The organism is Pseudonocardia sp. ICBG601, from assembly GCF_020496245.1.
Genome location: NZ_JAHLJA010000150.1, coordinates 331,484 through 357,902, shown reverse-complemented (window position 1 = coordinate 357,902; position 26,419 = coordinate 331,484). Strand labels below are relative to the sequence as shown.

25 protein-coding genes are annotated in these 26,419 nt (G+C 75.3%); 13 read left to right on the top strand and 12 right to left on the bottom strand.

Translation table 11 applies throughout. The annotated features are described in order from the left end of the window. Positions 1 to 71 precede the first annotated feature (71 nt). The 6 genes from KPL57_RS47335 to KPL57_RS47310 all read left to right on the top strand — a co-directional run bounded on the left by KPL57_RS47335 (position 72) and on the right by KPL57_RS47310 (position 5,659). On the top strand, positions 72 to 401 hold the full coding sequence (locus KPL57_RS47335) for a hypothetical protein (RefSeq protein ID WP_226356999.1): 330 nt from the start codon (positions 72 to 74) through the stop codon (positions 399 to 401). 46 nt (positions 402 to 447) lie between these two features. After that, entirely contained in the window at positions 448 to 843 is a 396-nt protein-coding gene (locus tag KPL57_RS47330; protein WP_226356998.1) for a hypothetical protein, read from the top strand. A 215-nt stretch (positions 844 to 1,058) separates the two neighbouring features. After that, positions 1,059 to 2,177: a polyprenyl synthetase family protein gene (locus KPL57_RS47325; protein ID WP_226356997.1), complete on the top strand. Its 1,119-nt coding sequence runs from the start codon at positions 1,059 to 1,061 to the stop codon at positions 2,175 to 2,177. Positions 2,178 to 2,262: 85 nt separating this feature from the next. Then, positions 2,263 to 3,021 (top strand): class I SAM-dependent methyltransferase, encoded by a 759-nt coding sequence (locus KPL57_RS47320; RefSeq protein WP_226356996.1) that lies wholly within the window; start codon positions 2,263 to 2,265, stop codon positions 3,019 to 3,021. After that, on the top strand, positions 3,018 to 4,628 hold the full coding sequence (locus KPL57_RS47315; protein WP_226356995.1) for an FAD-dependent oxidoreductase: 1,611 nt from the start codon (positions 3,018 to 3,020) through the stop codon (positions 4,626 to 4,628). The genes KPL57_RS47320 and KPL57_RS47315 overlap by 4 nt, the downstream gene beginning before the upstream one ends. Before the next feature lie 23 nt (positions 4,629 to 4,651). Beyond that, complete coding sequence (locus KPL57_RS47310) at positions 4,652 to 5,659, top strand: DUF5914 domain-containing protein (RefSeq protein ID WP_226356994.1); 1,008 nt, start codon at positions 4,652 to 4,654, stop codon at positions 5,657 to 5,659. Between the two features lie 5 nt (positions 5,660 to 5,664). On the opposite strand, the gene KPL57_RS47305 is transcribed toward KPL57_RS47310, so the two are convergent. The 6 genes from KPL57_RS47305 to KPL57_RS47285 form a co-directional block, all read right to left on the bottom strand. Next, positions 5,665 to 6,951, bottom strand: coding sequence for an MFS transporter (locus KPL57_RS47305; RefSeq protein ID WP_226356993.1), 1,287 nt, complete (start codon positions 6,949 to 6,951; stop codon positions 5,665 to 5,667). A 109-nt stretch (positions 6,952 to 7,060) separates the two neighbouring features. Then, positions 7,061 to 7,699: a M20/M25/M40 family metallo-hydrolase gene (locus KPL57_RS70800; protein ID WP_308253112.1), complete on the bottom strand. Its 639-nt coding sequence runs from the start codon at positions 7,697 to 7,699 to the stop codon at positions 7,061 to 7,063. A gap of 6 nt (positions 7,700 to 7,705) precedes the next feature. Further along, positions 7,706 to 8,308, bottom strand: coding sequence for an amidohydrolase (locus KPL57_RS70795; protein ID WP_308253111.1), 603 nt, complete (start codon positions 8,306 to 8,308; stop codon positions 7,706 to 7,708). 8 nt (positions 8,309 to 8,316) lie between these two features. Continuing rightward, positions 8,317 to 9,321 carry a 1-aminocyclopropane-1-carboxylate deaminase gene (locus KPL57_RS47295; RefSeq protein ID WP_226356992.1) on the bottom strand — a complete coding sequence of 335 codons (1,005 nt, stop codon included), beginning with the start codon at positions 9,319 to 9,321 and terminating at the stop codon, positions 8,317 to 8,319. A gap of 51 nt (positions 9,322 to 9,372) precedes the next feature. Then, positions 9,373 to 10,014 carry a GntR family transcriptional regulator gene (locus tag KPL57_RS47290; protein ID WP_226356991.1) on the bottom strand — a complete coding sequence of 214 codons (642 nt, stop codon included), beginning with the start codon at positions 10,012 to 10,014 and terminating at the stop codon, positions 9,373 to 9,375. Positions 10,015 to 10,754: 740 nt separating this feature from the next. Then, entirely contained in the window at positions 10,755 to 11,786 is a 1,032-nt protein-coding gene (locus KPL57_RS47285; RefSeq protein WP_226356990.1) for an AraC family transcriptional regulator ligand-binding domain-containing protein, read from the bottom strand. A gap of 118 nt (positions 11,787 to 11,904) precedes the next feature. Between KPL57_RS47285 and KPL57_RS47280 the strand changes: the two genes are divergently transcribed. From KPL57_RS47280 to KPL57_RS47270, 3 genes are read left to right on the top strand one after another with little or no spacing between them, the layout of a single operon-like run. Continuing rightward, the gene (locus tag KPL57_RS47280; RefSeq protein WP_226356989.1) at positions 11,905 to 13,488 is read left to right on the top strand and encodes an NAD(P)/FAD-dependent oxidoreductase; all 1,584 of its coding nucleotides are present in this window, start codon (positions 11,905 to 11,907) and stop codon (positions 13,486 to 13,488) included. Next, entirely contained in the window at positions 13,488 to 14,348 is an 861-nt protein-coding gene (locus KPL57_RS47275) for an SDR family oxidoreductase (protein WP_226356988.1), read from the top strand. Before KPL57_RS47280 ends, KPL57_RS47275 begins: the two co-directional genes overlap by 1 nt. Then, complete coding sequence (locus KPL57_RS47270) at positions 14,345 to 15,232, top strand: alpha/beta fold hydrolase (protein WP_226356987.1); 888 nt, start codon at positions 14,345 to 14,347, stop codon at positions 15,230 to 15,232. Before KPL57_RS47275 ends, KPL57_RS47270 begins: the two co-directional genes overlap by 4 nt. On the opposite strand, the gene KPL57_RS47265 is transcribed toward KPL57_RS47270, so the two are convergent. Continuing rightward, complete coding sequence (locus KPL57_RS47265; protein WP_208825606.1) at positions 15,169 to 15,588, bottom strand: SRPBCC family protein; 420 nt, start codon at positions 15,586 to 15,588, stop codon at positions 15,169 to 15,171. The genes KPL57_RS47270 and KPL57_RS47265 overlap by 64 nt on opposite strands. Positions 15,589 to 15,657: 69 nt before the next feature. Between KPL57_RS47265 and KPL57_RS47260 the strand changes: the two genes are divergently transcribed. Both KPL57_RS47260 and mtnA read left to right on the top strand, forming a co-directional pair. After that, positions 15,658 to 17,010, top strand: coding sequence for a sorbosone dehydrogenase family protein (locus KPL57_RS47260; RefSeq protein WP_226356986.1), 1,353 nt, complete (start codon positions 15,658 to 15,660; stop codon positions 17,008 to 17,010). Positions 17,011 to 17,114: 104 nt separating this feature from the next. Further along, positions 17,115 to 18,170 carry an S-methyl-5-thioribose-1-phosphate isomerase gene (gene mtnA / locus KPL57_RS47255; protein ID WP_226356985.1) on the top strand — a complete coding sequence of 352 codons (1,056 nt, stop codon included), beginning with the start codon at positions 17,115 to 17,117 and terminating at the stop codon, positions 18,168 to 18,170. Here mtnA and KPL57_RS47250 read toward each other — a convergent pair. Continuing rightward, on the bottom strand, positions 18,088 to 18,765 hold the full coding sequence (locus KPL57_RS47250) for a class II aldolase/adducin family protein (protein ID WP_226356984.1): 678 nt from the start codon (positions 18,763 to 18,765) through the stop codon (positions 18,088 to 18,090). The two genes, mtnA and KPL57_RS47250, sit on opposite strands and share 83 nt — an antisense overlap. A 190-nt stretch (positions 18,766 to 18,955) precedes the next feature. Here KPL57_RS47250 and KPL57_RS47245 point away from each other — a divergent pair, with 190 nt between their 5' ends. After that, positions 18,956 to 19,261 (top strand): hypothetical protein, encoded by a 306-nt coding sequence (locus KPL57_RS47245; RefSeq protein ID WP_226356983.1) that lies wholly within the window; start codon positions 18,956 to 18,958, stop codon positions 19,259 to 19,261. A 3-nt stretch (positions 19,262 to 19,264) separates the two neighbouring features. On the opposite strand, the gene KPL57_RS47240 is transcribed toward KPL57_RS47245, so the two are convergent. The 3 genes from KPL57_RS47240 to KPL57_RS47230 all read right to left on the bottom strand — a co-directional run bounded on the left by KPL57_RS47240 (position 19,265) and on the right by KPL57_RS47230 (position 24,312). Next, on the bottom strand, positions 19,265 to 20,113 hold the full coding sequence (locus KPL57_RS47240; protein WP_226356982.1) for a CBS domain-containing protein: 849 nt from the start codon (positions 20,111 to 20,113) through the stop codon (positions 19,265 to 19,267). Positions 20,114 to 20,153: 40 nt separating this feature from the next. Next, positions 20,154 to 23,564 carry a bifunctional proline dehydrogenase/L-glutamate gamma-semialdehyde dehydrogenase gene (locus KPL57_RS47235; protein ID WP_226356981.1) on the bottom strand — a complete coding sequence of 1,137 codons (3,411 nt, stop codon included), beginning with the start codon at positions 23,562 to 23,564 and terminating at the stop codon, positions 20,154 to 20,156. Positions 23,565 to 23,634: 70 nt separating this feature from the next. Continuing rightward, positions 23,635 to 24,312 (bottom strand): maleylpyruvate isomerase family mycothiol-dependent enzyme, encoded by a 678-nt coding sequence (locus KPL57_RS47230; protein WP_226356980.1) that lies wholly within the window; start codon positions 24,310 to 24,312, stop codon positions 23,635 to 23,637. A gap of 183 nt (positions 24,313 to 24,495) precedes the next feature. Between KPL57_RS47230 and KPL57_RS47225 the strand changes: the two genes are divergently transcribed. Continuing rightward, complete coding sequence (locus tag KPL57_RS47225; RefSeq protein ID WP_226356979.1) at positions 24,496 to 25,185, top strand: DUF4190 domain-containing protein; 690 nt, start codon at positions 24,496 to 24,498, stop codon at positions 25,183 to 25,185. Between the two features lie 27 nt (positions 25,186 to 25,212). Here the strand turns inward: KPL57_RS47225 and KPL57_RS47220 are convergent, their stop codons facing one another. Next, the gene (locus tag KPL57_RS47220) at positions 25,213 to 26,376 is read right to left on the bottom strand and encodes an SGNH/GDSL hydrolase family protein (RefSeq protein ID WP_226356978.1); all 1,164 of its coding nucleotides are present in this window, start codon (positions 26,374 to 26,376) and stop codon (positions 25,213 to 25,215) included. Positions 26,377 to 26,419 lie beyond the last annotated feature (43 nt).

Below are 26,419 nucleotides of genomic sequence, written 5' to 3'. Positions count from 1 at the left end.
CCGGACGAACCGGAGCGCCCACCCGTCCCACCCCGGGTTGCGCACCTGCGGCACCCGGGGATGATCACCGCGTGCTCTACATCGGACCGGTGGAGATCCCCGGGTCGGACGACCACGAGGGGTTCGTCAGCGCGGACACCGCCGACGGCCGCGCGACGGGGATCTGGACCGACGCGCGCCGCGCCCCGGCCGTCGCCTACCGCGCGGCCTGCGAGTGCGGCTGGCGCGACGACGTGCCGTTCGTGCCGGACCGGCTCGGCCACTCCGCGGCGCTGCGCGCGTTCGTGGACCACCACTTCACCCCGGTCACCGGCTCCCCCGCGCTCGACCCGGCGCGGCACTTCCTCCCGGCCTGGGCCGCCGTCGTCGTCGCGCGCGAGCTCGCGCCCGCGATGGCCTGAACGCCCGGTTCGTGCACCTGCGGCCGGTTGTCGGCAGACTGCGAGGATGTCCGCCCCACACCGCCACGCGGCCCCCGACGTCACCCGCTCCACCCCCGTCCTGGTCCTGCGGATGCTCGCGACCGCGTCCGTCGTCGTCCTGGCCTGGCAGTTCGTGACCGCCGCCGGCCTGTTCACCGGCGGCGACGTCGGCCCGCACGGCACCGGCGCGATCGTGCTGCACGCCGTCACCGGGCTCGCCGCGGCGGCCGCGGTGTGGCTCCGCGTCGTCACCGCCGGTGCGTGGTGGCCGTCGGTCCTCGCCGTGGCGGTCTTCGCGTTCACCTTCGTCCAGGCGTGGTTCGGCGACATCCCGGGCCTGATCGTGCACGTGCCCGGGGCGATGGCACTCGTCGCCGGGTCGGTGTGGCTGGCCGCCTGGTCGTTCCTCCGGGCCGGCTGACCGGCCCGGACGGCCGGTGACGTGGGTCACCCGAACCACGTGGCCGCTCCGTCCGAACCCGACCGGGGCGGTCCGTCCGATTCGGCGCGCGCGATCACGACACCCCCCATACCCTCGACAGGACCCGGCCCGGCGGTGCCCTCGGCCCCCGACCGGGTCCGGACGCCGACGTCCGGCCGCTCACCACCCCAGGCGACCCGACGGGAGGCCGCGCGATGTTCGTGGAGACCGGGCAGGACCGGCGGCTCGAGCACGTCCCCACCCACCCGGACTGGGTCGCGGAGATCCGCGGCCGGGTCCGGGCCCACGTCGACGAGACCGTGCGGCTCCGGTGCGCCGAGCACGTGCACTCGATGCGCGGTGCGGACTTCGTCGCCGGGGTCCTGAGCGACTTCGTCGGCCGCGGCAAGTACCTGCGGTCGATGTTCGGATACCTGGGCTGGCGGGCCGCCGCCCCGGACTCCCCCGCCGCGCTGGCGGCCGTGTCCGGGCTGGAGCTGCTGCACGCCTTCGCCCTGCTCCAGGACGACGTCATGGACCGCTCGCAGCTGCGCCGCGGCCGGCCGACGGTGCATGTCCAGCTCGCCTCCTGGCACCGCGGCCAGGGCATGTCCGGCTGCCCGGACCGGTTCGGCGAGTCCGGCGCGGTGCTGCTGGGCGACCTGTGCCTGGTGTGGGCCGAGCAGGCGATGCGCGAGAGCGGGCTGCCGCGTGCGGTGCTCGACCGCGGCTGGCCGCGCTACGACGAGATGCGCTCGGAGCTGGCCGTCGGACAGTTCGCCGACCTGCTCAACGAGGCCCGCCGCGTCCCCACCCTCGACGAGGTGATGGACGTGCTGCGCCGCAAGTCCGGCAACTACACCGTCCGGCGCCCGCTGGAGCTCGGCGCCGCGATGGCCGGGGCCGGACCGGAGCTGCTGGCGGCGCTCGGCGACTACGGGACGATGGTCGGCGAGGCCTTCCAGATGCGCGACGACGTGCTGGGCGTGTTCGGCACCGACGCCACCGGCAAGTCCGCGGGCGACGACCTGGCCGAGCGCAAGGCCACCAGCCTGGTCGTGCTGGCCCGCGAGGTCGCCGGACCGGCCACCCGGGGCGCCCTCGACGCGCTGCTGCACGGCTCCGACGAGGCCGACGGCCCGGTCGACGTCGCCGCGGCGCGGGTGGCGATCGAGTCGACCGGGGCCCGCCGCCGCATCGAGGAGCTCATCGCCACCCGGGTTCAGGGTGCGCTGCGGCTCGTCGACGGCGCGGTCGCCGACGGGGTGCTCGGCGACGACGTCGCCGCGGTGCTGCGCGCGATGGCCGTGCGCTGCGCCGACCGGGTCTCCTGACCGGGCTCACCCCCGCGAGTGGCTGCGGTGCAACAGGATGCGACCCGACGCGCCGTGCGACGCCGGCGGTCCTAGGCTCGCGGACATGGCCGACCGTTCCCCGTCCCGTCCCACCCGCCCCGGAACCGTCGGCCGCGGCGGCCTGCCCCGCGAGCAGGTCCCGTCGCACTTCGACGACGGCGCGGCCGACTACGACCGCCTGGTGGGGATGAACCCCGGCTACCACGACCACCTGCGCGCGTCCGCGGCCCGGATGCGGCTCCCCCGTGACGGGGCCGGGCTGCGTCTGCTCGACGCGGGCTGCGGCACCGGGGCCTCCACCGCGGCACTGCTCGGGGTCGCCCCGCGCGCCGAGATCGTCGCCGTCGACGCCTCGGCCGGGATGCTCGAGCGCGCCCGCACCAAGCCGTGGCCGGCGTCGGTGCGGTTCGTGCACTCCACCGCCGAGACCCTCGCCGAGAACGGGGTCGAGGGCCCGTTCGACGGGATCCTCGCCGCCTACCTGCTGCGCAACCTCGACGACCCGGACGCCCAGCTGCGCCGCTTCCACGACCTGCTGCGCCCGGGCGGGGTGCTCGCGCTGCACGAGTACTCGGTCGCCGACTCCCCCCGCGCCCGGCTGTCCTGGCACGCGGTCTGCTGGGGGATCATCGTGCCGCTCGGCCGGATGACGACCGGCGAGACCGCGCTGTACCGGCACCTGTGGCGCAGCGTGAACACCTTCGACGGCATCGGCCGCCTGCGCGACCGCGTGCGCGCCGCCGGGTTCGACGCCGTGCACTCCGAGACCATGACCGGCTGGCAGAACGGCGTCGTGCACACCGTGCTCGGGACGCGGTCGTGACCGCCCGCCCGACCGACCCGCGCCGCGTCCGCCACGAGCCCGCCGGTGGCCTCGGCGACGCCGGGCAGCTGGGGCGGCGGCCGCGGGCGGTCGTCGTCGGGGGCGGGATCGCCGGGCTGGCCGCGGCGACCGGGCTGGCCGAGCGCGGCGTCGTCGTCGAGGTGCTGGAGCGTGAGCCCTACCTGGGCGGGCGGGTCGGTGGCTGGTCGGAGACGCTGCCCGACGGCACGCCGGTGTCGATGAGCCGCGGCTTCCACGCCTTCTTCCGGCAGTACTACAACCTGCGCGCGCTGCTGCGCCGCGGCGACCCCGGGCTGGAGCGGCTGGTGCCGCTGGAGGACTACCCGCTCGTCGACGCGCAGGGGCGCCGGGACACCTTCCGCGGGCTGCCGCGCACGCCCCCGTGGAACGCCGTGCTGTTCGCGCTGCGCAGCCCCACGTTCCGCCCGTCGGACCTGCTGCGGCTCGACGCCCGCGCCGCCGCGCCGCTGGCCGCGGTCAGCGTGCCCGGCATCTACGAGGCGATCGACCACGTCGACGCGCAGAGCTTCGTCGAGTCGATCAACTTCCCGCCCGCGGCCCGGCACCTGGCGTTCGAGGTGTTCTCCCGCAGCTTCTTCGCGCCGCCCTCGACGATGTCGGCCGCCGAGCTCGCGACGATGTTCCACATCTACTTCCTCGGCTCCTCCGAGGGCCTGATGTTCGACGTGCCCGACGCGGGCTTCGACACCGCGCTGTGGGAGCCGCTGCGCCACTACCTGACCACCCGCGGCGTCACGTTCCGGACCGGGGTCGAGGTGTCCTCGGTGGAACGGTCCCCGGTGGACGGTGTCGGCAGTGGACGGTTCCACGTGAATCATCGCGGCGGCGGCGGCAGCGAGGCGGACGCGGTCGTGCTGGCCACGGACGTGCGGGGGCTGCGCGACATCGTCGCCGCCTCCCCCGGCCTGGGCGACCCCGCGTCGGCCGTCGACGGGCCGGACGTGCTCGCCCGCTGGCGCGACGACGTCGCCGCGCTGGGCAGCGCCCCGCCGTTCCTCGTGCAGCGGCTCTGGCTCGACCGGCCCGTCGACGCGACCCGGCCGCCGTTCCTCGGCACCGGCGGGCTCGACCCGCTCGACAACATCTCCGTGCTGGACCGCTACGAGCGCGACGCCGCGGGCTGGGCGGACCGGCACGGCGGGTCCGTCGTGGAGCTGCACGCCTACTCCGCGGCCCCGCCCCCGGGCGTCGACGACGACACCTGGACCGCCGACCTGCGCCGGCGCTCGGTCGCCCGGCTGCACGAGCTCTACCCGGAGACCGCGGGCGCCGGGGTGGTCGGCGAGCTGGTGCAGTGGCGGGCGGACTGCCCGATGTTCGGGGTCGGCGACTTCGCGCGGCGGCCCACCGTCGCCACCCCCGTCGACGGCCTGGTGCTGGCCGGCGACGGCATCCGGATCGACCTGCCGGTCGCGCTCATGGAGCGTGCCGCGAGCACCGGCTGGCAGGCGGCGAACCGGCTGCTCGCCGGCTGGGGCCTGGCCGGCCACCCCCTCGAGACCGTCCCCACCAGCGGCCGCCTCGGTCCGCTGCGGCGCGCCGCCGAGTACGCGATGCGCACCTGACACCCGTCGAAGGACACCACGTCATGACCCTGCTCTCCCGTCTCACCGCGAACTGGCCGTCCCACTGGCCGCTGCAGCCGCTGCCGTCGCAGAAGTGGGCGGCCCAGAAGCCCACCTACGCCGGCGCGGACCCGAAGCTGATCTCGGCCGCGCTGGAGCGGGCGCAGGCGCGCCCGTCGGGGAACTGGTTCGTGGTCGCCGCGAGCCGGGAGGTCCGCGGCGACCGGCCGCTCGGCGTGCGCATCGGCGGGGTCGAGCTCGTCGCGTGGCGGGAGGAGGACGGGACGGTCCGCGTGGGTCCCGGCGCCTGCCCGCACCTCGGTGCGCCGATGGCGCTGGCGGCCGTCGACTGCGGCGAGCTGGTGTGCCGCTGGCACGGGCTGCGCCTGGGCGCCCGGTCCGGCCCCGGCTGGGCGGTGCACCCGGTCCACGACGACGGGGTGCTCGTCTGGACCCGGCTCGACGACGTCGGCGGTGAGGAGCCGACCGACGCCCCGGTCGTCCCGGCCCGCCCGGCCGGCGCGGTCCTCGACGCCGTGACCACCCTGACCGGGGTGTGCGAGCCCGAGGACATCGTCGCCAACCGGCTCGACCCGTGGCACGGCGCCTGGTTCCACCCGTACTCGTTCCAGAAGCTGACGGTGGACTCCGCGCCCGCCGTCACCGACGTCGCCGAGTCCGACGACCGCTTCCTGGTCACCGTCACCTTCAAGGTCGGGCCGGGGCTCGGCGTCCCGGTGCGGGCGGAGTTCGTGTGCCCGGAGCCGCGGACGGTGGTGATGCGCATCGTCGAGGGCGAGGGCGTCGGCTCGGTCGTCGAGACCCACGCGACCCCGCGCGGTACCGACCGCGACGGGCGGCCGCGGACCGCGGTGATCGAGGCCGTCGTCGCCGGGTCGGACCGGCCCGGGTTCTCCGTGGCCTCGAAGCTCGCCCCGGCGATCCGCCCGGCGATGGCCGCGGCCGCCACCCGGCTGTGGCGCGACGACCTCGACTACGCCGAGCGCCGCTACGCGCTGCGCGCCCGGTAGGACCGTCAGCGCTGGGCGAAGCGGCGCCGGGCCACGGTGACGGCCAGCACCGAGACGACCGCCACCGACACCATGAAGTACGCCGGTGAGACCGGCGACCCCGTCGTCTCGAGCAGGGTCGTGAACACCAGCGGTGCGGTGCCGCCGAACAGCAGGACGCCGACGTTGTAGGCGATCGACATCCCGGTGACCCGCACGTTCGTCGGGAACAGCGAGCTGAGCAGGGCGGGCAGCGGCGCGAAGTAGAACGCCAGGACCAGACCCAGGACGGCCTGGAACAGCGTCAGCCCGAGCACGCTGGGCCGGTCGCTCAGCAGCGCGAACATGGGGACGAACAGCACCGCGCCGCAGACGCCCGCGGCGCCCATGATGGGGGTGCAGCCGACCCGGTCGGCGAGGCCCCCGATGAGCGGGGCGGCCACGAGCACCGTGGCGCCACCGATCGCACCCCCGATGTAGGCCGCGTAGCTCGGCAGCCCGAGGTTCGCGATCGCGAAGGTGGGCATGTAGAGCAGCAGGTACATGCTGACCGTGCCGAGCCCGACGCAGCCCGCGGCGGTGACGATCCGCAGCCGGTTGCTGCGCAGCGTCTCGCGGATCGGGGACTTGACGGTCTCGGCCGCCCGGAACTCCGGGGTGTCGTCCATCCGCAGCCGGATGTACAGCCCGACCGGGCCGATCAGCAGGCCGACCGCGAACGCGGTCCGCCATCCCCCGGAGTAGAGCTGCTCCTCGCTCAGCCCCGTGGTGAGCAGCAGCCCGACGACGGCGGCGAGCAACAGCGCCGCACCCTGGGTGGCGGACTGCCAGCTCGCGTAGAACGCCTTGCCGCGGCGGGCGTTCTCGGTGACGAACGCGGTGGCCGAGCCGAACTCGCCGCCCGCGGAGAAGCCCTGCAGCAGGCGGGCGCCGAGCACGAGCACGGCGGCGCCGACCCCGATCTGTGCGTGCGTGGGCGCGAGCGTCAGCACCAGCGTGCCCACGAACATCAGCACGATGGTCAGGTTCAGCGCGGCCTTGCGCCCGCGGCGGTCACCGATGTTGCCGATGACGACGGCGCCGATCGGACGGATGACGTAGGAGATCGCGAACGTGCCGAAGGTCAGCAGCAGCGCGACGAACTCGCTCTCCGCGGGGAAGAACAGGGCGCTGATCACGACCGCGAAGTAGCTGTAGATCATGATGTCGTACCACTCGAGGGCGTTGCCGATCGAGGCGGCGACGACGGCGCGGCGGGACGTGCGCCGGTCCGCGCCCGGGATGACGGTGGACCTGTCGTCGAGGCTGGCCATGGACGATCACTCCTCGTGCCGGAGGGACGGTGGTGGTCGTGCGTCATGACCGGTCGACGGGCCGTGGTCGGTCCCCTCGTCGACCGGGGTGGTGCTGCGCCGCACCGGGTCAGGTGCGGGCGCGGTCCGGGCGGCCGGTGGACCGCCGCAGCGCGAGCGCGGCGAGCAGCGCCGCTCCGTCCGGGAGGACGTCGTCGGAGAACTGCGCGTGCGCCGAGTGGTTGTAGGAGGCCGCCTCCGCGGGGAGCGCGGCCGGCCGGGCCCCGAGTGCCGCGAAGCAGCCGGGGACGTGCTGGAGGACCTTCGAGAAGTCCTCCGAGCAGGCGAGCGGGTTCGCCAGGTGCCGGAACCGGTCCGGGCCGAACTCGGTGGCCACCGTGGCCGCGAGCAGGGCGGCCTCGTCCGGGTCGTTCTCGGTGACCGGGTAGAGGGTGACGACCTCGACGTCGGCCCGGACCCCGTGCGCGGTGGCGATCCCGCGGGCGAGCTCGTCGACCAGGGCCAGGCAGCGGTCGCGGGTGGCCGCGGAGAACGTGCGCAGCGTGGCCTCCAGGCGCGCGGTCTCCGGCACGACGTTGGCCTTGGTGCCGGCGTGCAGCGACCCGACGGTGAGCACGACCGGGTCGAACACGTCGAACCGGCGGGTCACCATGGTCTGCAGCGCGGTCACCAGCTCCGCGACGGCCGGGACGGGGTCCGCCGCGAGGTGCGGCATCGACCCGTGCCCGCCGCGCCCGGTGATCGTCACGTGCACCTAGTCGGTGGCCGACATCAACGTCCCGGGCCGGGTCGCGAACTCCCCCGGCTCGAGGTCGGCGGAGAACACGTGCAGCCCGTAGGCGGCGGTGACCGGGCGGCCCGCGGCGTCGAGGACCCCCTCGTCGATCATGTGCCGGGCGCCGTCGAAGTTCTCCTCGCCGGGCTGGAACATGAGCACGACGTCGCCGGCGAGCTCGTCGCGGCGGTCGGCGAGCAGCCGGGCCGCCCCGACGAGCATCGCGGTGTGCAGGTCGTGCCCGCAGGCGTGCATCACCCCGTCGGTGCGGGACCGGTAGGCGACGTCGATCTCCTCGTGCACCGGGAGGGCGTCCATGTCGGCCCGCAGCAGCACCACGGGGGCGTCGTCGTCGGAGTGGGTGCCGCGCAGGACGGCGGTGACCGAGGTGCACGAGGAGCCCTGCCGGATCTCCAGCGGGAGCCCGTCGAGCGCGTCGAGCACCTTCTGCCGGGTGCGGGGCAGCTCCAGGCCGATCTCGGGGTCGGCGTGCAGCTCGTGGCGGAGGGTCACCAGGCCGTCGCGCATCCGCCGGGCCGCCCGCAGCGTCGTGCCGCCCACGGTGCTCACGGTGTCGGTCACGGCGGCGCTCAGAACGCGCCGGCGTAGGCGTTGAGCGCCGGCTGCCCGCCGAGGTGGGCGTAGAGCACGGTCGAGTCCGGCCCGATCTCGCCGGAGCGGACCAGGTCGATCAGCCCGGCCATCGACTTCCCCTCGTACACCGGGTCGATGATCATGCCTTCGAGCTCGCCGGTGAGCCGGATCGCGTCGATCGTGGACGGCACGGGGATGCCGTAGAGGTCGCCGGCCCAGCCCTCCAGCACCGAGATCTCGTCGGCGCGCAGTTCGCGGTCCAGGCCGACGAGCTTCGCGGTGCTGCGGGCGATCCGCTCGACCTGGTCGCGGGTCTTCTCGATCGTCGCGGAGGCGTCGATGCCGATCACCCGGCGCGGCCGGTCCTGCTCGGCGAAGCCGGCGATCATCCCCGCGTGGGTGGACCCGGTGACCGAGCAGACGACGATCGTGTCGAAGAAGACGCCCAGCTCGGCCTCCTGCTGTGCGACCTCCCGGGCCCAGTTGGCGAAGCCCAGCCCGCCCAGCGGGTGCTCGGAGGCGCCGGCCGGGATGCCGTAGGGCGTGCCGCCCGCGGCCCGGACCTCCTCCATGGCCCGCTCCCAGGAGTCGCGGATGCCGATGTCGAACCCGGCCGGGTCCAGCCGCACGTCGGCGCCCATGATCCGGGACAGCAGGATGTTGCCGACCTTGTCGTTGACCGCGTCCGGCCAGTCGACCCACTTCTCCTGCACCAGCCGGGCCTTGAGCCCGAGCTTCGCCGCGACGGCGGCGACCTGGCGAGTGTGGTTGGACTGGTAGCCGCCGATCGAGACGAGCGTGTCGGCACCGGCGGCGAGTGCGTCGGGGACGATGTACTCGAGCTTGCGGGTCTTGTTGCCGCCGTAGGCCAGCCCGGAGTTGCAGTCCTCGCGCTTGGCCCAGATCGAGGCCCCGCCGAGGTGGGCGGTCATCCGGTCCAGCGGGTGGACCGGGCTCGGGCCGAACAGCAGCGGGTGGCGCGCGAAGTCGTCCAGTGACACGTCGGTCTCCTGACCTGGTCGGGGTGGGTGGGCTCCGGGTGCCGCGTCCGCTCAGGGACGCAGTGTCAGCCAGTTGTCGCGGTTCGCGCGGGCGGCGCCCTCGGCGTCCCCCGCGCGGGCGAGCTCGACGATCCCGGCGTGCTGGGCGACCGAGGACCGGCCGGTCAGCGACGCGAACCGGGACCGCTCCATCCGCCGCAGCAGCGGCGTGACATCGTCGAGCACGCTGGTGACCCGCCGGTTGCCGCACCGGAGGACCAGCACGCCGTGGAACGCGTCGTCGGCGGCGATCGCCGCGTCGACCTGACCGGCGGCCAGCGCCGCGGCGAAGTCGTCGTTGGCCGCGACCATCGCGTCGAGGTCGGCCGGGGTCAGCACGGGCACCGCCTCGCGGGCGGCGAGCTCGTGCATCGCGGCCGCCACCGCCTGCGCCTCGACGGTGGCGCGCACGTCGAGCGCGCTCACCGTGGTCGAGCTGCCGGGGCGGACGCTGACCAGCCCGATCTGCTCGAGCCGGGCGATCGCCTCGCGCACCGGGGTGCGGGAGACGCCGAGCCACTCGCACAGCTCGGCGTCGTTGAGGCGCTCCCCCGGTTCGAGCGTGCCGTCGACGATCGCCGCACGCAGCGTCCGGAACGCCTGGTCGCGCAACAGCATGCGGTCGGTTCCGGCGGCACGGGACGGGATGGGCATGGCTCGACGGTATCCGATATTTCGGATGTAGGTAAGAGTCATTCTGGATGTGGGTTGCTGTCCGGGGCATCGGGGCGGGTGGGGGCAGGGCCGGGGCGGCGGATCGGGCCGGGCGGAGCCGGAGCTGGACGTTCATGATCAGTTCTTCGGAGGGGATCGGTGCCACATACGGCACCGATCACCTCCCTCGTAGCGATCTCGGAGCTGTCCGGACCCGAGTCGTCCGCGGCCCCAGGGCCCGGCGGGAACGGACCGCGCACCAGGCCTGTCGAGGTGGGGACAGCGCGGCGAAGCCCGGGGCGGGGGCGGGTCCGGGATCGCGGGCCTGGCGACCAGGCGAGCCGGGCGGTCGGACCGGGACGGACGAGCCTGGCGGGGCCGGGCGGTCGGACGAGGCCGAGTGGGGCCGGGCGCCCGCGAGCCGGACCGGACGCGCACATCATGATCGGCCCCACGGAAGGGATCGGTGCCGCATACGGCACCGATCCCTTCCCATACGACGATCATGAGCCCCGCCCACCCTGGAGCGTCCACGAAACGCGCAGCGGGTCGCGGACGCGGACCGCGCGACGGACATCGTCGCGCACAGGCACCGCAGAGCGGATGCAGGCGACTGCGGACCGGGCTCGGGACGGGTGCCGGCAGGGACTCAGACCCGGCCGGACCGACGGACGCGGGCAAGGCAGGCGGGACCGACGGACGCGCCGGGACCGGCGGAAGCGGCAGGGCCGGCAGAGTTGTCAGCCCACCGGCAGCCCGGCCGGCCCGGCCTTGCGCAGCTCCCGCGGGGGCATCCCGAACCACCGCCGCGACGCACGGGACAGCGCCGACTGCTCCGCCAGCCCGATCATCGCCGCGACCTGGGTGAACGGCAGGTCGGTCCGCAGGATCAGGCGCTCGGCGGTGTCCCGGCGGGCGTCGTCGACGACCTGCTCGAACGTCGCCCCCTCCCCCGCGAGGTGACGCTGCAGCGTGCGGGGATGCACCCGCAGGAGCCGGGCGACGGAGCCGATCCGCACCGGCCCCGACCCCAGCGACCGGTCGACGGCGGCCCGCACCCGGTCGGTGACGGTGCGCCCGGGCCGGTCGAAATGGGTCTCCAGGTACTCGATGGCGATGGCGCGCACGGTCTCGTCGCCGCCGGCCAGCGGGCGTCGCACGAGGTCGGCGGGCACGCGCAGCACGGCGGCGGGCCGGTCGAAGCGGACCTCGGCGCCGAAGAACTCGCGGAAGCGGTCGGCGTCGGCGGGAGCGGGGTGCGGCAGGTGCACCGACCGCAGCCCGTAGGGCCCGCCCGACAGCAGCCCGACGATCCGATGCAGCACCCCCACACCCAGGTCGGCGGCCTGCGGCGGGAGCGGGTCGGTGCTGCCGTACTCCAGCCCGGTCACCCCGGCGACGCCCTCCGGGTCGGCGACGGCGCCGATCGTCAGCGCCGGGCTGTGCACGTAGAGGTAGCGCGAGGCGCAGTCGAGCGCGTCGCCGAGGGTCGCCGAGTTCTGGACGGCGACGGCGAGCGGCCCGAGGATCTCCGGGCCCTGCCGCTGCGCGAGGCGCAGGCCCAGGTCGCCGCACCCGAGCTCGGCGGCCGCGGTCTCCAGCACCCGGGCCACCGACCGGGTCGGGACCAGCGCATCCGGGTCGACTCCCTCGACGGCGTCGATCGGGATGCGGAACCGTGCGAACAGCTCCGCTCCGTCGCCGCCCAGCTCGCCGACGAGTGCGACGAGCCCCCGCAACGCCCTCGCCCGGGTGAGTGATCCGGTGCCCATGTCGTACGAGGGTAAGTTGTTGTCGCGCCAGGTCAAGTTACTCCGGGTAGGTTTGGGGCAGACTGGATCTCGGTCAACAGAGGTAGTCAGCGCGGACGCGCCCGATGAGGAGGACCACATGACGCAGGCCGGCACGACGCCCGCTCCGGACAGCACCGCCGGCGAGCACCGCGACGTGATCATCGTCGGGGCCGGGCTCTCCGGCATCGGCGCCGCGGCCCGGCTGCACCAGGAGCTGCCCGGTAAGGACTACGCGATCCTCGAGGGCCGCGAGAACATCGGCGGTACCTGGGACCTGTTCCGCTACCCGGGCATCCGCTCGGACTCGGACATGTTCACCCTGGCCTACCCGTTCCGGCCGTGGCGTGAGCCGAAGTCGATCGCCGACGGCGCCGACATCCGCCGCTACATCACCGAGACCGCCCGCGAGTACGGCGTGACCGAGCGGATCCGCTTCGGCACGAAGGTCGTCGGTGCGTCCTGGGACTCGGCCACCGCGCGCTGGACGGTGGACACCACCACCGCGCAGGGCCCGAAGCGCTACACCTGCTCGTTCCTGTTCATGTGCTCGGGCTACTACGACTACGACAAGGGCTTCCAGCCGGAGTTCCCGGGCCGGGAGGACTTCGCCGGCACCTGGGTGCACCCGCAGTTCTGGCCGGAGGACCTCGACTACACCGGCAAGAAGGTCGTCGTCATCGGGTCCGGCGCCACCGCCGTCACGCTGATCCCGTCGCTGGCCGCGAAGGCCGGGCACGTCACGATGCTGCAGCGCTCGCCGTCGTACCTGACGGTGCTGCCCAGCAAGGACCCGGTCGCCGACCAGCTGCGCCGCTTCCTGCCCGCCACGGTCGCGCACGCCATCCTGCGGCTGCAGTACGTGACGCTGACCCAGGCGTTCTACCAGCTCGCGCGGCGCCGCCCGGAGCGCGTGAAGAAGGTGCTGCGCGGCCTCGCGCTGAAGTTCCTCAAGGACGAGTCCTACGTGGACAAGCACTTCACCCCGAGCTACGACCCGTGGGACCAGCGCCTGTGCGTCATCCCCGAGGGCGACTTCTACAAGTCGATCAACCGGGGTGACGCCTCGGTGGTCACCGACCACATCGAGCGGATCACCGAGAAGGGCATCCGGCTGCGGTCGGGCGAGGAGCTGGAGGCCGACGTGATCGTCTCGGCGACCGGCCTGTCGCTGAGCCCGCTGGGCGGCATCACGATCCACGTCGACGGCGAGCAGGTCGACATCGGCAAGACCGTCACCTACCGCGGCCTGATGCTGTCGGGCCTGCCGAACCTGGCGTTCTGCATCGGCTACATCAACGCGTCCTGGACGCTGCGCGCCGACCTCGTCGCCCGCTACGTGCCGAAGCTGCTCGCGCTGATGGACCGCGAGCGGATCGCCGTCGCCACGCCGGCGCCGACCGCGTCCCCGGACCGGCCGCTGCTCGACATCGAGTCGAACTACGTGAAGCGCTCGGAGCACCTGTTCCCGCGCCAGGGCCGCAAGGACCCGTGGCGGCTGCACCAGAACTTCTTCCTCGACGCCGTCGGGCTCGGCCGCGCCGACCTCAAGCGGGACATGATCCTCACCCCCGCCTCGGCGCTGGGTGCCCGTGACGCCCACGTCCCCACCCCGACCGCGTCCGGCATCGCCGCCGACACCGTCGCCGCCCCGGCGACCGCACAGCAGGAGGTGGCCTCCTGATGGCCCGCTCACCGTTCCGCTTCGCCGAGGGCACCGCCGTCGTCACCGGTGCCGCCGGTGGCATGGGCGAGCACGTGGCCCGCCTGCTCGCCGAGCGCGGCAGCGACCTGGTGCTCGTCGACCGCGACGGCGACCGGCTCGACACCGTCGCGTCGGCGATCCGCGCGAAGCACCCCGGCCTGTCGGTGACCACCGAGACCGTCGACCTGGCCGACCGCGACGCCGTCGACGCCCTGTCCACCCGGATCCTCGCCGGTCACCCGGAGATCCGGCTGCTGGTCAACAACGCCGGCGTCGCGCTCGGCGGGGACTTCGCCCGGCTGACCCTCGACGAGTTCGACTGGGTCATGGACGTCAACTTCCGCGCCCCGGTGCGGCTGACCCACGCCCTGCTGCCCGCGCTGACCGCGCGGCCCGGCGCGCACGTGGTCAACGTGTCCAGCCTGTTCGGGCTGATCGCCCCGCCCGGGCAGTCGGCGTACTCGTCGTCGAAGTTCGCGATCCGCGGCTTCTCCGAGGCACTGCGCGCCGAGCTCGCCCAGGTCGGCGCCACCGTCACCACGGTGCACCCGGGCGGCATCCGGACCGGGATCGCCGCCGGCGCCCGGGTCGGGGTCAACATCCCGGCCGAGGAGGCCGAGCGCGGCAAGAAGGACTTCGAGAAGCTGCTGACCTTCCCCGCGGAGAAGGCCGCCGAGCTGATCGTCGACGCGATCGCGAAGCGCCGCCCGCGGCTGCTCATCGGCATCAGCGCGAAGGTCCCGGACCTGCTGGCCCGGCTCGCCCCGGCGAACAGCATCCGGATCTTCGCGAAGCTGGTGGGCGCCTCGGGGAACGCGAAGGCGGCGCGCACGCGATGACCCTCCCGCAGACCCGCTTCGTCGACGTCGGCGGCACCCGGATCCGGGTCCGCGAGTCCGGCGACCCCGCCGGTGAGCCGGTCCTGCTGCTGCACGGGATCGGCCGCAGCCTGGAGGACTGGGACCCGCAGCACGAGTTCCTGTCCCGGTACCGGGTGGTCGCGCTCGACCTGGCCGGGTTCGGCCACTCCGACCGGGTGCCCGGCCCGGCGACGCTGGAGAAGCTCGCCGACACCGCGCTCGCCACCCTCGACGCGCTCGGGGAGACCCGGCCGGCGCACGTCATGGGCAACTCGCTCGGCGGCGCCGTCGCGCTGCTGATCTCCACCCGGCACCCCGAGCGGGTCGTCTCGCTGGTGTTGGCCGACCCCGCCGGGTTCGGTGCCGAGGTGACCCCGGCGCTGCGGGTCATCGGGGTGCCGCTGCTGGGCCGGTTCCTGCTGGGCCACCTGGACGCCACGGCGGCGCGACGCTCGGAGCGGTCCCTGTTCGTCGACGGCTCCCTGGTCACCGACGAGCGGGTCGCCCGCGCCGTGGAGATCGCGCGGCGGCCGGAGTTCGCACTGACCTTCGCCGAGGTCGCGGCCGAGCTGGGCACCGTCCGCGGGGTCCGGCCGGGCTGGCGGCGCGCGTTGCTCGACGCGTTCGCCCGCGCCCCGAAGCCGACGCTGGTCGTGTGGGGTGAGCGGGACCTGATCCTGCCCGCGGCCCAGCTGCGCGCGGCGGGCCGTCTCCCGCAGGTCACGACGCACGTGTTCGGCCGGGTCGGGCACATGCCCCAGATCGAGGTGCCCGGCGCGTTCGCGACGCTGGCCTGCGATCACCTCGCCCGGGCGGGGCGGCGGACCAGCATCTCCAGCGACAGCCGCGCCGGCACCAGGTAGGGCAGGACCACGGCGGGCGGGCCGTGCACGGTCAGCCAGGTCCGGGTACCGGCCCCGGACGGCCGCACGCCGTGGTCCAGGCTCAGCCGCACCCGGTTCAGCGGGGAGGCACTGGCGCCGAGGGCGACGTCCCAGGCCCAGGTGCGGGCGCGCTCGTCGACCTCGGTGACGGCGAAGGACACCGTGACGCCGAGCGGGCCGCGGACCTGCCCGGTCACGCCGGGGCGGATCCGGTCCGCCGCGGTGTCGACGCCGAGGATGTAGGGCGCCCACTCCGGCCAGCGGGCGGGCACGGCGTAGCGCTCCCAGACCTCGTCGGCGGGTTGCGGGCCGCGGGCGTGCAGTGTCAGGCGCATCGACGACGATCCTGGCGGCTGCGCGCCCCCGCCGCGCGACGGGCCGGTACCGGCCGTAGCGTCGGGTTCATGCGGATCGCCCCCTGGCTGGCCGCCCTGGTCACGCTCCCCCTGCTCGCCGCCTGCGGCACCGGCCCCAACCCGGTGACCAACGCGCTGTCCGGCGCCGAGGCCCCGGTCGCCGCGGCGGGCGCGGGCCTGGTGCCGGTCACGGTGTCGGTGCCGCCCGGGGCCGCGACCGCCCCGTTCGACGAGCCCCGCGAGGCGCTCGTCCCGGCCGGGTGGACGGTGTCGGTGTTCGCCCGCGTCCCGAACGCCCGGCTGGCCGTCTGGACCCCGGACGGCGAGCTGCTCGTCTCGGTGCCCGACGACGGCCGGGTGCTGGCGCTGTCGCGCACCGGTGAGCAGCGGCCGTTGCTCGACGGGCTCACCCAGCCGCACGGGCTCGCGTTCTCCCCGGACGGCGGCACCCTCTACGTCGCCGAGTCGAACCAGGTGTCGGCGTACGCCTGGGCGCGCGGCGCGGCGACCGGGCGGCGGGTCGTCGTCCCCGGCCTGCCCGACGCCAACTCCCCCGACCTGCGCGGCGCCTACGGCCACGAGCTGAAGTCGGTCACCGTCGGCCCGGACGGCGCGGTCTACGTCTCGGTCGGGTCGACCGGCAACATCTCGGTCGCCGACCGGGACGCCACTCCCCCGCGCGCGTCGATCCTGCGGATGCCGCCCACCGGAGGGCCCGCCGCGCCGTTCGCCACCGGGGTCCGCAACGGCACCGGGCTGGCCACCGCGCCCGACGGGTCGGTCTGGACCGCGGTCAACGGCCGCGACAACGTGCCCTACCCCTACGACCGGCCCTACGGCGACGCCGGTGGCTCGTCGTTCGGGAAGGTCGTCGACGGCTACGTCACCGACCACCCGGCCGAGCCGCTGGCCCGCCTCACCCCGGGCCGCGAGCTGGGCTGGCCGTTCTGCAACCCGGACCCGGACACCGACCCGGGTGTCGCCGGGTCCGCGCAGGACTTCGCCGACGTCGGCCTGGTCGCCGACGCCGAGCTCAACCCCGGCGGGCGCGCGATGGACTGTGCGGCGCTGGCCCCGGTGGAGCAGTCGTTCCCGGCGCACTCGGCGCCGCTGGGACTGTCGTTCACCGAGGGGGTGCTGCCCGCGCCGTACGCGGCCGGGGCGCTGGCCGGGGTGCACGGCTCCTGGAACGCGGACCCGCCGCGGGCCCCGGAGGTGTCGTTCTTCCCGTGGCGCGACGGGACGCTCGGCGCGCAGCAGACGCTGGTCGGCGGGTTCCAGGACCCGTCGGGGTCGCGCTGGGGCAGGCCGGTCGCGGCCGTCGCCGGGCCGGACGGCGCGGTCTACGTCACCGACGACGACGCCGGCGCGGTCTACCGGGTGGCCCCGCCCGGACGGTGAGCGCCCGCCCGTGACCGGGGCCGCAGTCGGCCCGGCCGCCCGCGGTGCCGGGGTAGGTTCACCCCGGTCGCCCGAGGACGGGTGACCGGGAAGGGTACGGGGCGATGCGGATCGTGGACTGGGCCGGCGACGACGAGGGCGGCCCGGCGGTGGTCCTGCTCGACCAGCGCGCGCTGCCCGGCGCGACCGAGCACCTGTACCTGCGCACCGTCGACGAGCTGATCGAGGCGATCCGGTCGCTGGCCGTGCGCGGTGCCCCGAGCCTGGGCATCACCGGCGCCTTCGGGGTCGCGCTGGCCGCGCACCTGCACGGGACGGCGACGCCGGTCGCCGTCGCCGCGGTGCGGGCCGCGGCCGAGCGGATCGCCGTCGCCCGGCCCACCGCCGTCCCGCTGGGGCTGGGGGTGGCGCAGGCCCTGGAGGCGCTCGACGGCGGCCCGCCCGCGGTGCTCGCGCAGGCCCGCGCCGTCGCCGCGGAGGCCGCCCGGGTCAACGCCGCGGCGACCGGCCGGGCCGCGGACCTGGCACAGCAGCTGTGCCCGGACCGCCCGCTGCGGGCGCTGACGGTGTGCAACACCGGCCCGCTGGCCACCGGCGACGGCGGCACCGCGCTGGGGGCGGTCCTGCGCCTGCACGAGCGCGGCGCGCTGGCCGAGGTGCTGGCGTGCGAGACGCGCCCGCTGCTGCAGGGCGCGCGGCTGACCGTCTGGGAGCTCGCCGCGGCCGGGGCGCCGCACCGGCTGTGCGTCGACTCGGCCGGTCCCGCGGCGATCGCGTCCGGGCTGGTCGACGCGGTGTTCGTCGGTGCCGACCGGATCGCGGCCAACGGCGACGTCGCGAACAAGATCGGGACCTACATGCTGGCCTGCGCCGCGGCCCGGTCCGGGATCCCGTTCGTGGTGGTCGCGCCGGAGGAGACGATCGACCCGCACACCCCGACCGGGGCCGACATCGTCGTCGAGCAGCGGGGGGCCGAGGAGGTCCGCGAGCACGGCGGCACCCTGCTCACCCTGCCCGGGACCCCGGTCTACAACCCGGCGTTCGACGTGACGCCGTTCGACCTGGTGACCGCGATCGTCACCGAGGAGCGGGCGTGGGGACCGGGCTCGTCGCCCGCACCTTCGCCCGCTGGGCCGCGAACCGCCCTCGCACCGCACTGATCTCGGCGTCGGGCAGCAGCCGCGGCTCGCCGACGGCGCGGGCGCGCAGCCAGACGTCGCAGAGCCACTCCAGCTGGCGGGCGCCGTCGTAGGCGGCGCCGAGGGTGTCGCCGAGCACCAGCGTGCCGTGGTTGCCGAGGACGACGGCGGTGGACTCCCCCAGCGCCGCGAGCGCGTTCACGACCAGCTCACGGCTGCCGAACGGCGCGTACTCCGACACCCGCACGCCGTCGCCGAACATCGCGAGCTGGTAGTGCACGGCCGGGACGTGGTCGGACAGCGTCGACAGCGCGACCGCCGCCGGGGAGTGCGTGTGGACCACCGCGACGGTGCCGGGCCGGGCCTGCGCGGCCACGTGCAGCCCGAGCTCGCTGGTCGGCTCCCGGGTGCCGTCGACGACGGTGCCCTCCGCGTCGACGAGCACGACGTCCGCGGCGGTCATCGTCTCGTAGTCCACACCGGACGGGGTGACCGCGATCAGGTCCCCGGTGCGCAGCGACAGGTTCCCCGAGGTGCCGACGACGAGGCCGTCGCGGACCATCCGGCGGGACCAGGTGCAGAGCAGCTCGCGGGCGGGGGTGTGGTAGTGGGGCACCCGGGCAGGATCCCACGCCCACCCGACCGGGGGTCACACCTCCGGGTCGACCCGTGCCCGTCGGGGCGCGCCGGGTGCCGCCGGGGCCGCAGGATCGTGCCACCGCGGACGCCGGGCTCGGCCGGGACGCCACGCGGAGGGCGGTAGGACCCCGACCGCGCCGGCTCCCGGCGCAGGAAGCGAGCACATCGTGAGGACCGCCCTGCGCGCCGCCACCACCGCGGCGGGCGCCGTCGCCGCCGCACTCGCCCTGGCCGCCGTCACCGCCGGGACGGCGTCGGCGCAGCCCGCGCCGCCCGTCGAGCCGCCGCTGAGCCCCGCCGACCAGGCCGCCCAGTTCGCCTGCCTGCAGAAGTACATGGACTTCACGAATCTGACCGGCGACGCGCTGAAGGACCCCATCGGGTTCTCGGCGACGGCCGCCCAGGCCGCGCAGGCGTGCGACAAGGTCCGGGCCCCCGGCACACCGGCCCCGGTCACCCCGCCCGCGAGCTGATCCTCAGAGCAGGTCGCTGCGGCTGAGCACCCCGACCAGCACGTCGTCGGCGTCGACGACCGGGACGACCCGGAACCCGCGCCGGGACAGCAGGTCCTCGGCGTCGGTGAGCGGGTCGCCCGGGTGCACGACCTCGACGTCGCGGGTCATCACCTCCGAGACGGTGCGGGCCCGCAGCCGCCGGCCGCCGTCGAGGGAGCCGTGCATGAGGTCGGCCTCGGAGACGATGCCCAGCAGGTGGTCCCGGTCGTCGACGACCGGGACCGCCGTGAACCGGTAGGACAACAGGACCTCGGCGGTCTCGTCGAGGGCCAGCTCCGGCGGGATCGCGACCAGCCCGCCGTCGGTCATCACGTCCGCGACCCGCAGCGACGACGTCGGGCGGCCGCCGATCCGGCCCGCCCCGCGCGGCGCCATCGCCTCCGGCAGCGGCGCCACCGGCACGACACCGCCGATCCGGCGGGCGGTGCGGCGCAGCCGCCCCCCGGAGTGCCGGTGCCGCAGCAGGTCGCTGCGGGTGATCACACCGACCAGGATGCCCTTGTCGACGACGGGCACCAGCCGCAGCTCGCCGTAGACCCGCATGCGGTGCGCGACGATGGAGATGTTCGTCGTCGGGAGCACCGACACGACCTGCTCGGTCATCGCGTCGCCCACGACGGCGTGCGGGTCGTCGCGGTGGCGCAGCACGTCGACCAGGGAGATCACCCCGACCAGGGAGAACCGCCGGTCGACCACGGGCAGGGCGGAGAACCGGGACTCGGCCATCCGCTCCTGCGCCCGCGCCAGCGGAGCGTCCGCCCAGATCGTGACGACGCGTTCGGTCATGACATCGCGGGCACGCACCACCATGGACGCACCGTAACCACGGCGACGTCGCGGCCGCCATCGCTCACCGTTCGAGGTGGCCGAACCGGTGCCGGGTGCGGCTGACCGCCTGCTCGCGCAGCACGGTGGGGATCTCCCGGCGTCCGTCGAGCACGACCGGGGTGTCCACGACGGACGCGCCCACCTCCGCGGCGGCCGCCCGCAGACCCTCGGGCACGGTGCCCAGGGCCCGGATCCGCTCGCCCGCGACGGGGACGAGCCCCTCGCCGCCGTGCACCCCGCCCGGGACCTCGCCCGGCGGGATCCCCGGCCCGTGCAGCCGTACCGGGACCCCCGCGGTGGCGGCGGCGAGCAGCACCCGCAGGACGTCGGCGCGGGCGGTACCGGTGCCGCACCACAGCGTCACCGACGGGGCGGGCCGGTAGCGGAACACGTTGGACTCCGCGGCCAGCCCGGTCGGGTCGTGCTCGATCCCGAACTCGGTGTCCCACGCGCGGGCGTCGGAGGCGGCGGCGCGGGCGAGGCGGTCGCGGGCGGCCGGGTCGAGGTCGGCCGCCGCGGCCAGGACGCGGTCCGCGGCCGGGCCGGAGGCCGGTCCCGGCCCGGGGAGGTCGCCGTCGTGCCAGGTGCCGAACTGGGCGACGTAGTTGGGTCCGCCGGGCTTGGCGCCCGGGCCGAGCACCGAGCCCTTCCAGCCGCCGAAGGACTGGCGCTGCACGATCGCGCCGGTGATGTGCCGGTTGACGTAGGCGTTGCCGACCTCGACGCGGTCGAGCCAGTGCGCGATCTCGTCGGAGTCGAGGGAGTGGATGCCACCGGTGAGGCCGAAGCCGGTGTCGTTCTGCCAGGCGATCGCCTCGTCGAGGTCGCGGGCGGCCATCAGGCCGAGCACCGGGCCGAAGCACTCGGTGCGGTGGAACCAGCTCCCCGGCGACACCCAGGCCCGCACGCCCGGTGTCCACACCGTCTCCGAGACCCGGCGCGGGCGCACCAGCCACCGCTCCCCCGGCTCCAGCGTGGTCAGTGCCCGGTGCAGCTTCGCCGAGGGCGCCTCGATGAGCGGGCCCATGGTCGTCGCGAGGTCGGTACCGGGGCCGACGCGCAGGGTGGTGACGGCGTCGACGAGCTGGCGGCGCAGCCGCCTCCCGATGGCCGAGCCGGTCGCGGCGGGGCCGACGAGGATGGCCAGCGACGCCGCGGAGCACTTCTGCCCGGCGTGCCCGAACGCCGAGCGCACGAGGTCGGCGACGGCGAGGTCCGGGTCGGCGGCGGGGGTGATGACCAGTGCGTTCTTGCCGCTGGTCTCGGCGACGAGGTTCAGGTCGGGCCGCCAGGACCGGAACAGCGCGGCGGTCTCCGAGGAGCCGGTGAGCACGACACGGTCGATGTCGGGGTGGGTGACCAGCCGGCGTCCGGCGTCGGCCTCGTCGGTGGGCAGCAGCTGCAGTGCCTCGCGCGGGATCCCGCCGCGGTGCAGTGCGGCGACGCCCGCCTCGGCGCACTCGCGGACCTGCGGGGCGGGCTTGAGCAGCACCGGGGCGCCCGCGGCGAGCGCGGCGAGGCAGCCGCCGAGCGGGATCGCGACCGGGAAGTTCCAGGGCGGGGTCACGGCCACGACCCGGTCCGGGGTGAACGGGGCGCCGTCGAGCTCGGCGGCGCGCTCGGCGTAGTAGGCGGCGAAGTCGACGGCCTCGGAGATCTCGGGGTCGGCCTCGGCGACGGTCTTGCCCGCCTCGTGCAGCATCACCGACAACAGCGTCCCGCGGGCGGCGGCCAGCGCGCGGGCGGCGCGGCGCAGCGTCGCAGCCCGCTCCGCGGCGGGGACGTCGCGCCAGCCGGAGGTGCGGGCGCGCTCGACCGCGGCGTCGACCGCGGCCGGGTCGGTGACGAGGGGGACCTCGGTCCGCGCGACGGCGGTCGTCGCGGCGCGACGGGCCCAGTCCCGGTTCGTGGGCAGCGACGGGTCGGTGTCGGGCTCGGCGCGGAACCCGGCGGGCACGGGGTCCCCGGGCAGCGGGCCGTCGGTCCCGACGGGTGCGGACACGGTGCGGTCCTGTGTGCGGCGCGGGGTGTCGGCGACGGCGTCGCGGTCGCGCACCGAGGCGAGGAACCGCTCCTGGTAGGTCGCCGGGCCGCCCGAATCGGGAGCGAACAGCGTGTACAGGTAGCCCTCCGGGGAGGCGTTCTCCTCCAGCCGCCGGACCAGGTAGGACACGGCGGTGTCGAAGTCGCCGCGGTGCACGACGGGGGTGTAGAGCACCAGCTGCGAGCCCGGACCGGACTCCGGCAGGTCGCCCGCGACGGCGTCGGCGAACGCGGGGGCCATGCCCTGGAGCATCTCCAGGTCCAGCTGGGACCGGGCACCGCGGGCGTCGGCCAGTTCCAGGGCGAGCGCGACGTGGTGCAGGTGGTGCGACGCGACGCCCAGGCGCATCCCGTCGGCGTGCGGGCCGCCGATGCCGCGGTCGAGGAGCCGGACGTAGTTGGCGTCGACCTCGGCCTTGGTGGCGAAGGGCGCCTGCGGCCAGTCGTGCAGCTCGGCGTCGACCCGTTCCATCGCCAGGTTCGCGCCCTTGACCAGGCGCACCTTGATCGGCGCCCCGCCCGCGGCGGCGCGGCGGGCGGCGAACCCCCCGAGCTCGTCGAGCGCGGCGACGGAGTCGGGCAGGTAGGCCTGCAGGACGATCCCGGCGGGCAGGTCGTGGAACTCCGGGCGCGCCAGCAGCGTGGTGAACAGCGCGACGGTGAGGTGGAGGTCCTTGTACTCCTCCATGTCGAGGTTCACGAACACGCCGTGCTCGCGGGCGGCCCGGTAGAGCGGCAACAGCCGGTCCACGAGCAGGTCCCGGCTGCCCTCGAGGTCCCACGGCACGAGCTGGGCGACGACCGAGGACGCCTTGACCGACACGTGGTCGACGCCCGGCCGGCGCAGCAGCGCGATCGTGCGGGCGAGGCGACGGTCCGCCTCGTCGTGGCCGAGGACCGCCTCGCCGAGGAGGTTGAGGTTGAGCCGGTGGCCGTCGCGCCGGGCCGCGGCGAGGCGGCGGTCCAGGCCGCGCCCGCCCGCGTCGACGATCAGGTGCCCGACCAGGCTGCGCAGCCGCGACCGCGCCGCGGGCACGACGACGTGCGGCAGCGCCGTCGCCAGCCGGCCGCCGGCCCGCAGGAGCAGCCGGTCGGTGCCGGCGACGAACGCGGGCAGCGCGGCGCCCGCCCCGGCCAACCGGGCCAGCTCACGGGCCGCGACCCGGTCGTCGGCGGGGCGTGCGACGCGGTCGACGAAGCGCAGCGTGAAGTCGACCCCGGCGGGGTCGTGCATCAGCGCGGCCAGCCGCTGCGTCGGGTCCGCTCCGCGGCCGGAGCCCGACGACGGGGCGGTACCGGTGCGCTCGGTCCAGCGGCGGACGCGCTCGACGGCGCGCCCGGTCAGCGCGTCGTCGAGAGCGGGGACGGGGTGGGTGGGGTGCACGCTCACCCGCCCAGTCTGGACCCACTGTCAGGACCGTGTCACGTCGACGGTGCTGACAATCCGGTGACGACCGTGGTCAGGACTCCGTGAGGTCGGTGTCGGGCAGCGACCCGAGCAGGGCGAACGCGTCCAGGTAAGGCTCGACGTCGCCGCGCTCGGTCCAGGCCCGCAGCTGCGCCGCCGACCGGCGGGTGACCAGGGCACGGGCCAGGTCGAAGTCCGGGGCCCGCACGACGACCGCGGCCCCCGCCTCGTCGCCCGCGGACACCCAGCGGCGGCCGTCGCCGACCAGCGCGATCGGCGGGAGGTCCCCGAGGGCGTCGGCGAACCGGCCCAGGAACTTGTCCATGATCGCGTAGAGGCCGGGGGTGTGCTGCCCGCCGGGCTCGCGCAGCGCACCACGCAGGTCCTGCTCGTGGATGATCACGTCGCCGAGCGGGCGGGTCGTGTTCCCCGCCATCCAGTCGCGCAGCGGGCCGGTCAGCGACTCCCACTCCGCGACGAGTGCCGCCACGTCGTGGTCACGCCGCGCCCGCACCTGCCGGTCCGTCCACTCCTCGTTGTGGTCGTCGGGCTCGTCGCCGCGCACCACGTCCGCACCCAGACCGACCATGTGCGAGAACAGGTCGCGCACCGTCCAGTCCGGGCAGGACGGGACCGTCAGCTCCGAGCGCTCGGGCGGCAGGTCCCGCACCAGGTCGATGACCCGGCGCTGCGCCCGGGTCCACTCCTCGATCTCGTCGATACCGCTCACGGGCACCGATCCCATCACGACCGGGGCTCCCGCGCCGCCCCCATGGGTGTTTTGCCTGGACCGCGCCCGGGCACCTGGGGACCATCGAACCGGACACGACGGCGAGGACGGTCACGGCGACTCCGCCGGACGGCACCGCCGGCACCGGGGACCACCCGGTGCGTCGGTGAGGAGAGGACGAGCGTGAGCAGCCCACCCCCGTACCCGGGTCGCCCCGGGGACCCGCAGGACCCGAACAACCTGGACCAGCCGACGCAGCAGAACCAGCCCTACGGCGGGCAGCAGTACGGCGAGCAGCCCGGTCAGCAGTACGGGCAGCAGCCACACGGACAGCAGCCGTACGGACAGCAGCCGCAGTACGGGGAGCAGCCCCCCGGCCAGCAGTACGGGCAGCAGCCGTACGGGCAGCAGCCCTACGGCGCGCAGGGCCACGACCCGGCCGCCTACCCGGACCGGCCGCCCGCCGGGCCGCCGGGGTGGCCGCAGGGCGGGGCGCCCGCGACCCCGCCGCGCAACGGCATCGGGATCGCCGCGCTGGTGCTCGGCATCCTCGCCGTGCTGCTCGGGTTCTTCCTGATCGGCGCCCTGTTCGGTGTCGTCGCGGTCGCGCTCGGCATCGTCGGGATCAGCCGGGCGTCCAAGGGCGCCGCCACCAACCGCGGGGTCGCGATCGCCGGGCTCGTGCTCGGCCTGGTCGGCATCATCATCGCGATCGCCGTCGTCGCCTTCGGCCTCAGCGTGTTCAACCAGGTCGGCGGGGACGAGTACGTCAGCTGCGTGCAGCAGGCGGGCACCGATCAGTCCGCGATCGCGCAGTGCCAGCAGGACTTCGAGGACCGCCTCCGGGGGCAGCTGGACCAGGACGGCAACTGAGCCCGCGCCCGCGGGCCCCGTGGCCGGTCACCGGTCGCGCGGGCCCGCGGCGTGGAACGCACCCCCCGCACCGAACACCAGCCGGGCGAACCGCTCCCCCATCCGCAGGTGCGCCTCGGGACTCGGGTGCAGCCGGTCGGGCAGCGGCAGCTCGGCCGCGTCGGCGTCGCCGTAGAGCTCGCGGCCGTCGAGGTGGGCCAGCGCCGGGTCCTGCGGGGTGCGGCCGGCCACGATCCGGGCCAGCTCCTCGCGGATCACCGACAGCGTCAGCTTCCCCGCCGCCACCTCGGCCGGGTCGCCGGTCGCCCGGAACTGCAGCCGCCCGTCGACGACCTCCGGCGCTCCCGGGCCCGGTGTGTGCTCGTGGATCGGGCACAGCACCGGGGACACCACCAGCAGCGGGGTGTCGGGGTGCCCGTCGCGGATCGTGTCGAGGAACCCGTGCACGGCGGGTCCGAAGGCCCGTCGGCGCATCAGATCGGCGTTGACGATGTTGATCCCGATCTTGACGCTGATCATCGCGGCCGGGGTGTCGCGCAGCGTGCGGGCGACGAACGGGTCCAGCATCGCGCTGCCGGAGAACCCCAGGTTGACCAGCTCGACACCGGCAGAGCGGGCGGCGAGCGCGGGCCAGGTGGTGCTGGGGCCCGCGGCGTTGCTGCCCTGGCTGATCGAGCTGCCGTGGTGCAGCCACACGGGGCGCCCGCCGGGCGGGACGACGGCGACCGGCGCGTCGGTGCGCAGCGCGACGACCTCGGTGATCTCGTTGTGCGGCAGCCAGATCTCCACGAGCGCGTCGCGGCCGGGCAGGGTGAACCGCACCGGGCCGGGTGGGCCGTCGGTGACCGTGACCTCCCCCGTCGCCGGGTCGGTCATGAGGAGCTTGCCGCCGGAGGTCGTGGCGCTGCCCGCCGGCCGGCCGTCGACGAGCAGGTCGTAGGCGCCGTCGGGCCGCAGCGGGGCGCCGACGAGACCGATCCGGGTGCGCAGGGTCTCCAGCTCGACGGTCCGCGCGGCGGTGCGGAACACGACGCGCACCCCGGACGGCTGGCTCTGCGCGCCGGCCAGCTGCGGGTCGGTGTTGCGGGCGCGGGCGGAGGCGGGCAGCCGCTGCGGGAGCAGGCCCCGTTCGCCGTCGACGGCGTCGAGGACGCCGTGCAGCAGCTCGGGCCCGATCGCGGTGGTGATCACCCCGGCAGCCTGGCACGCGCGCGGCGCCGGTTCACCCGAGAAT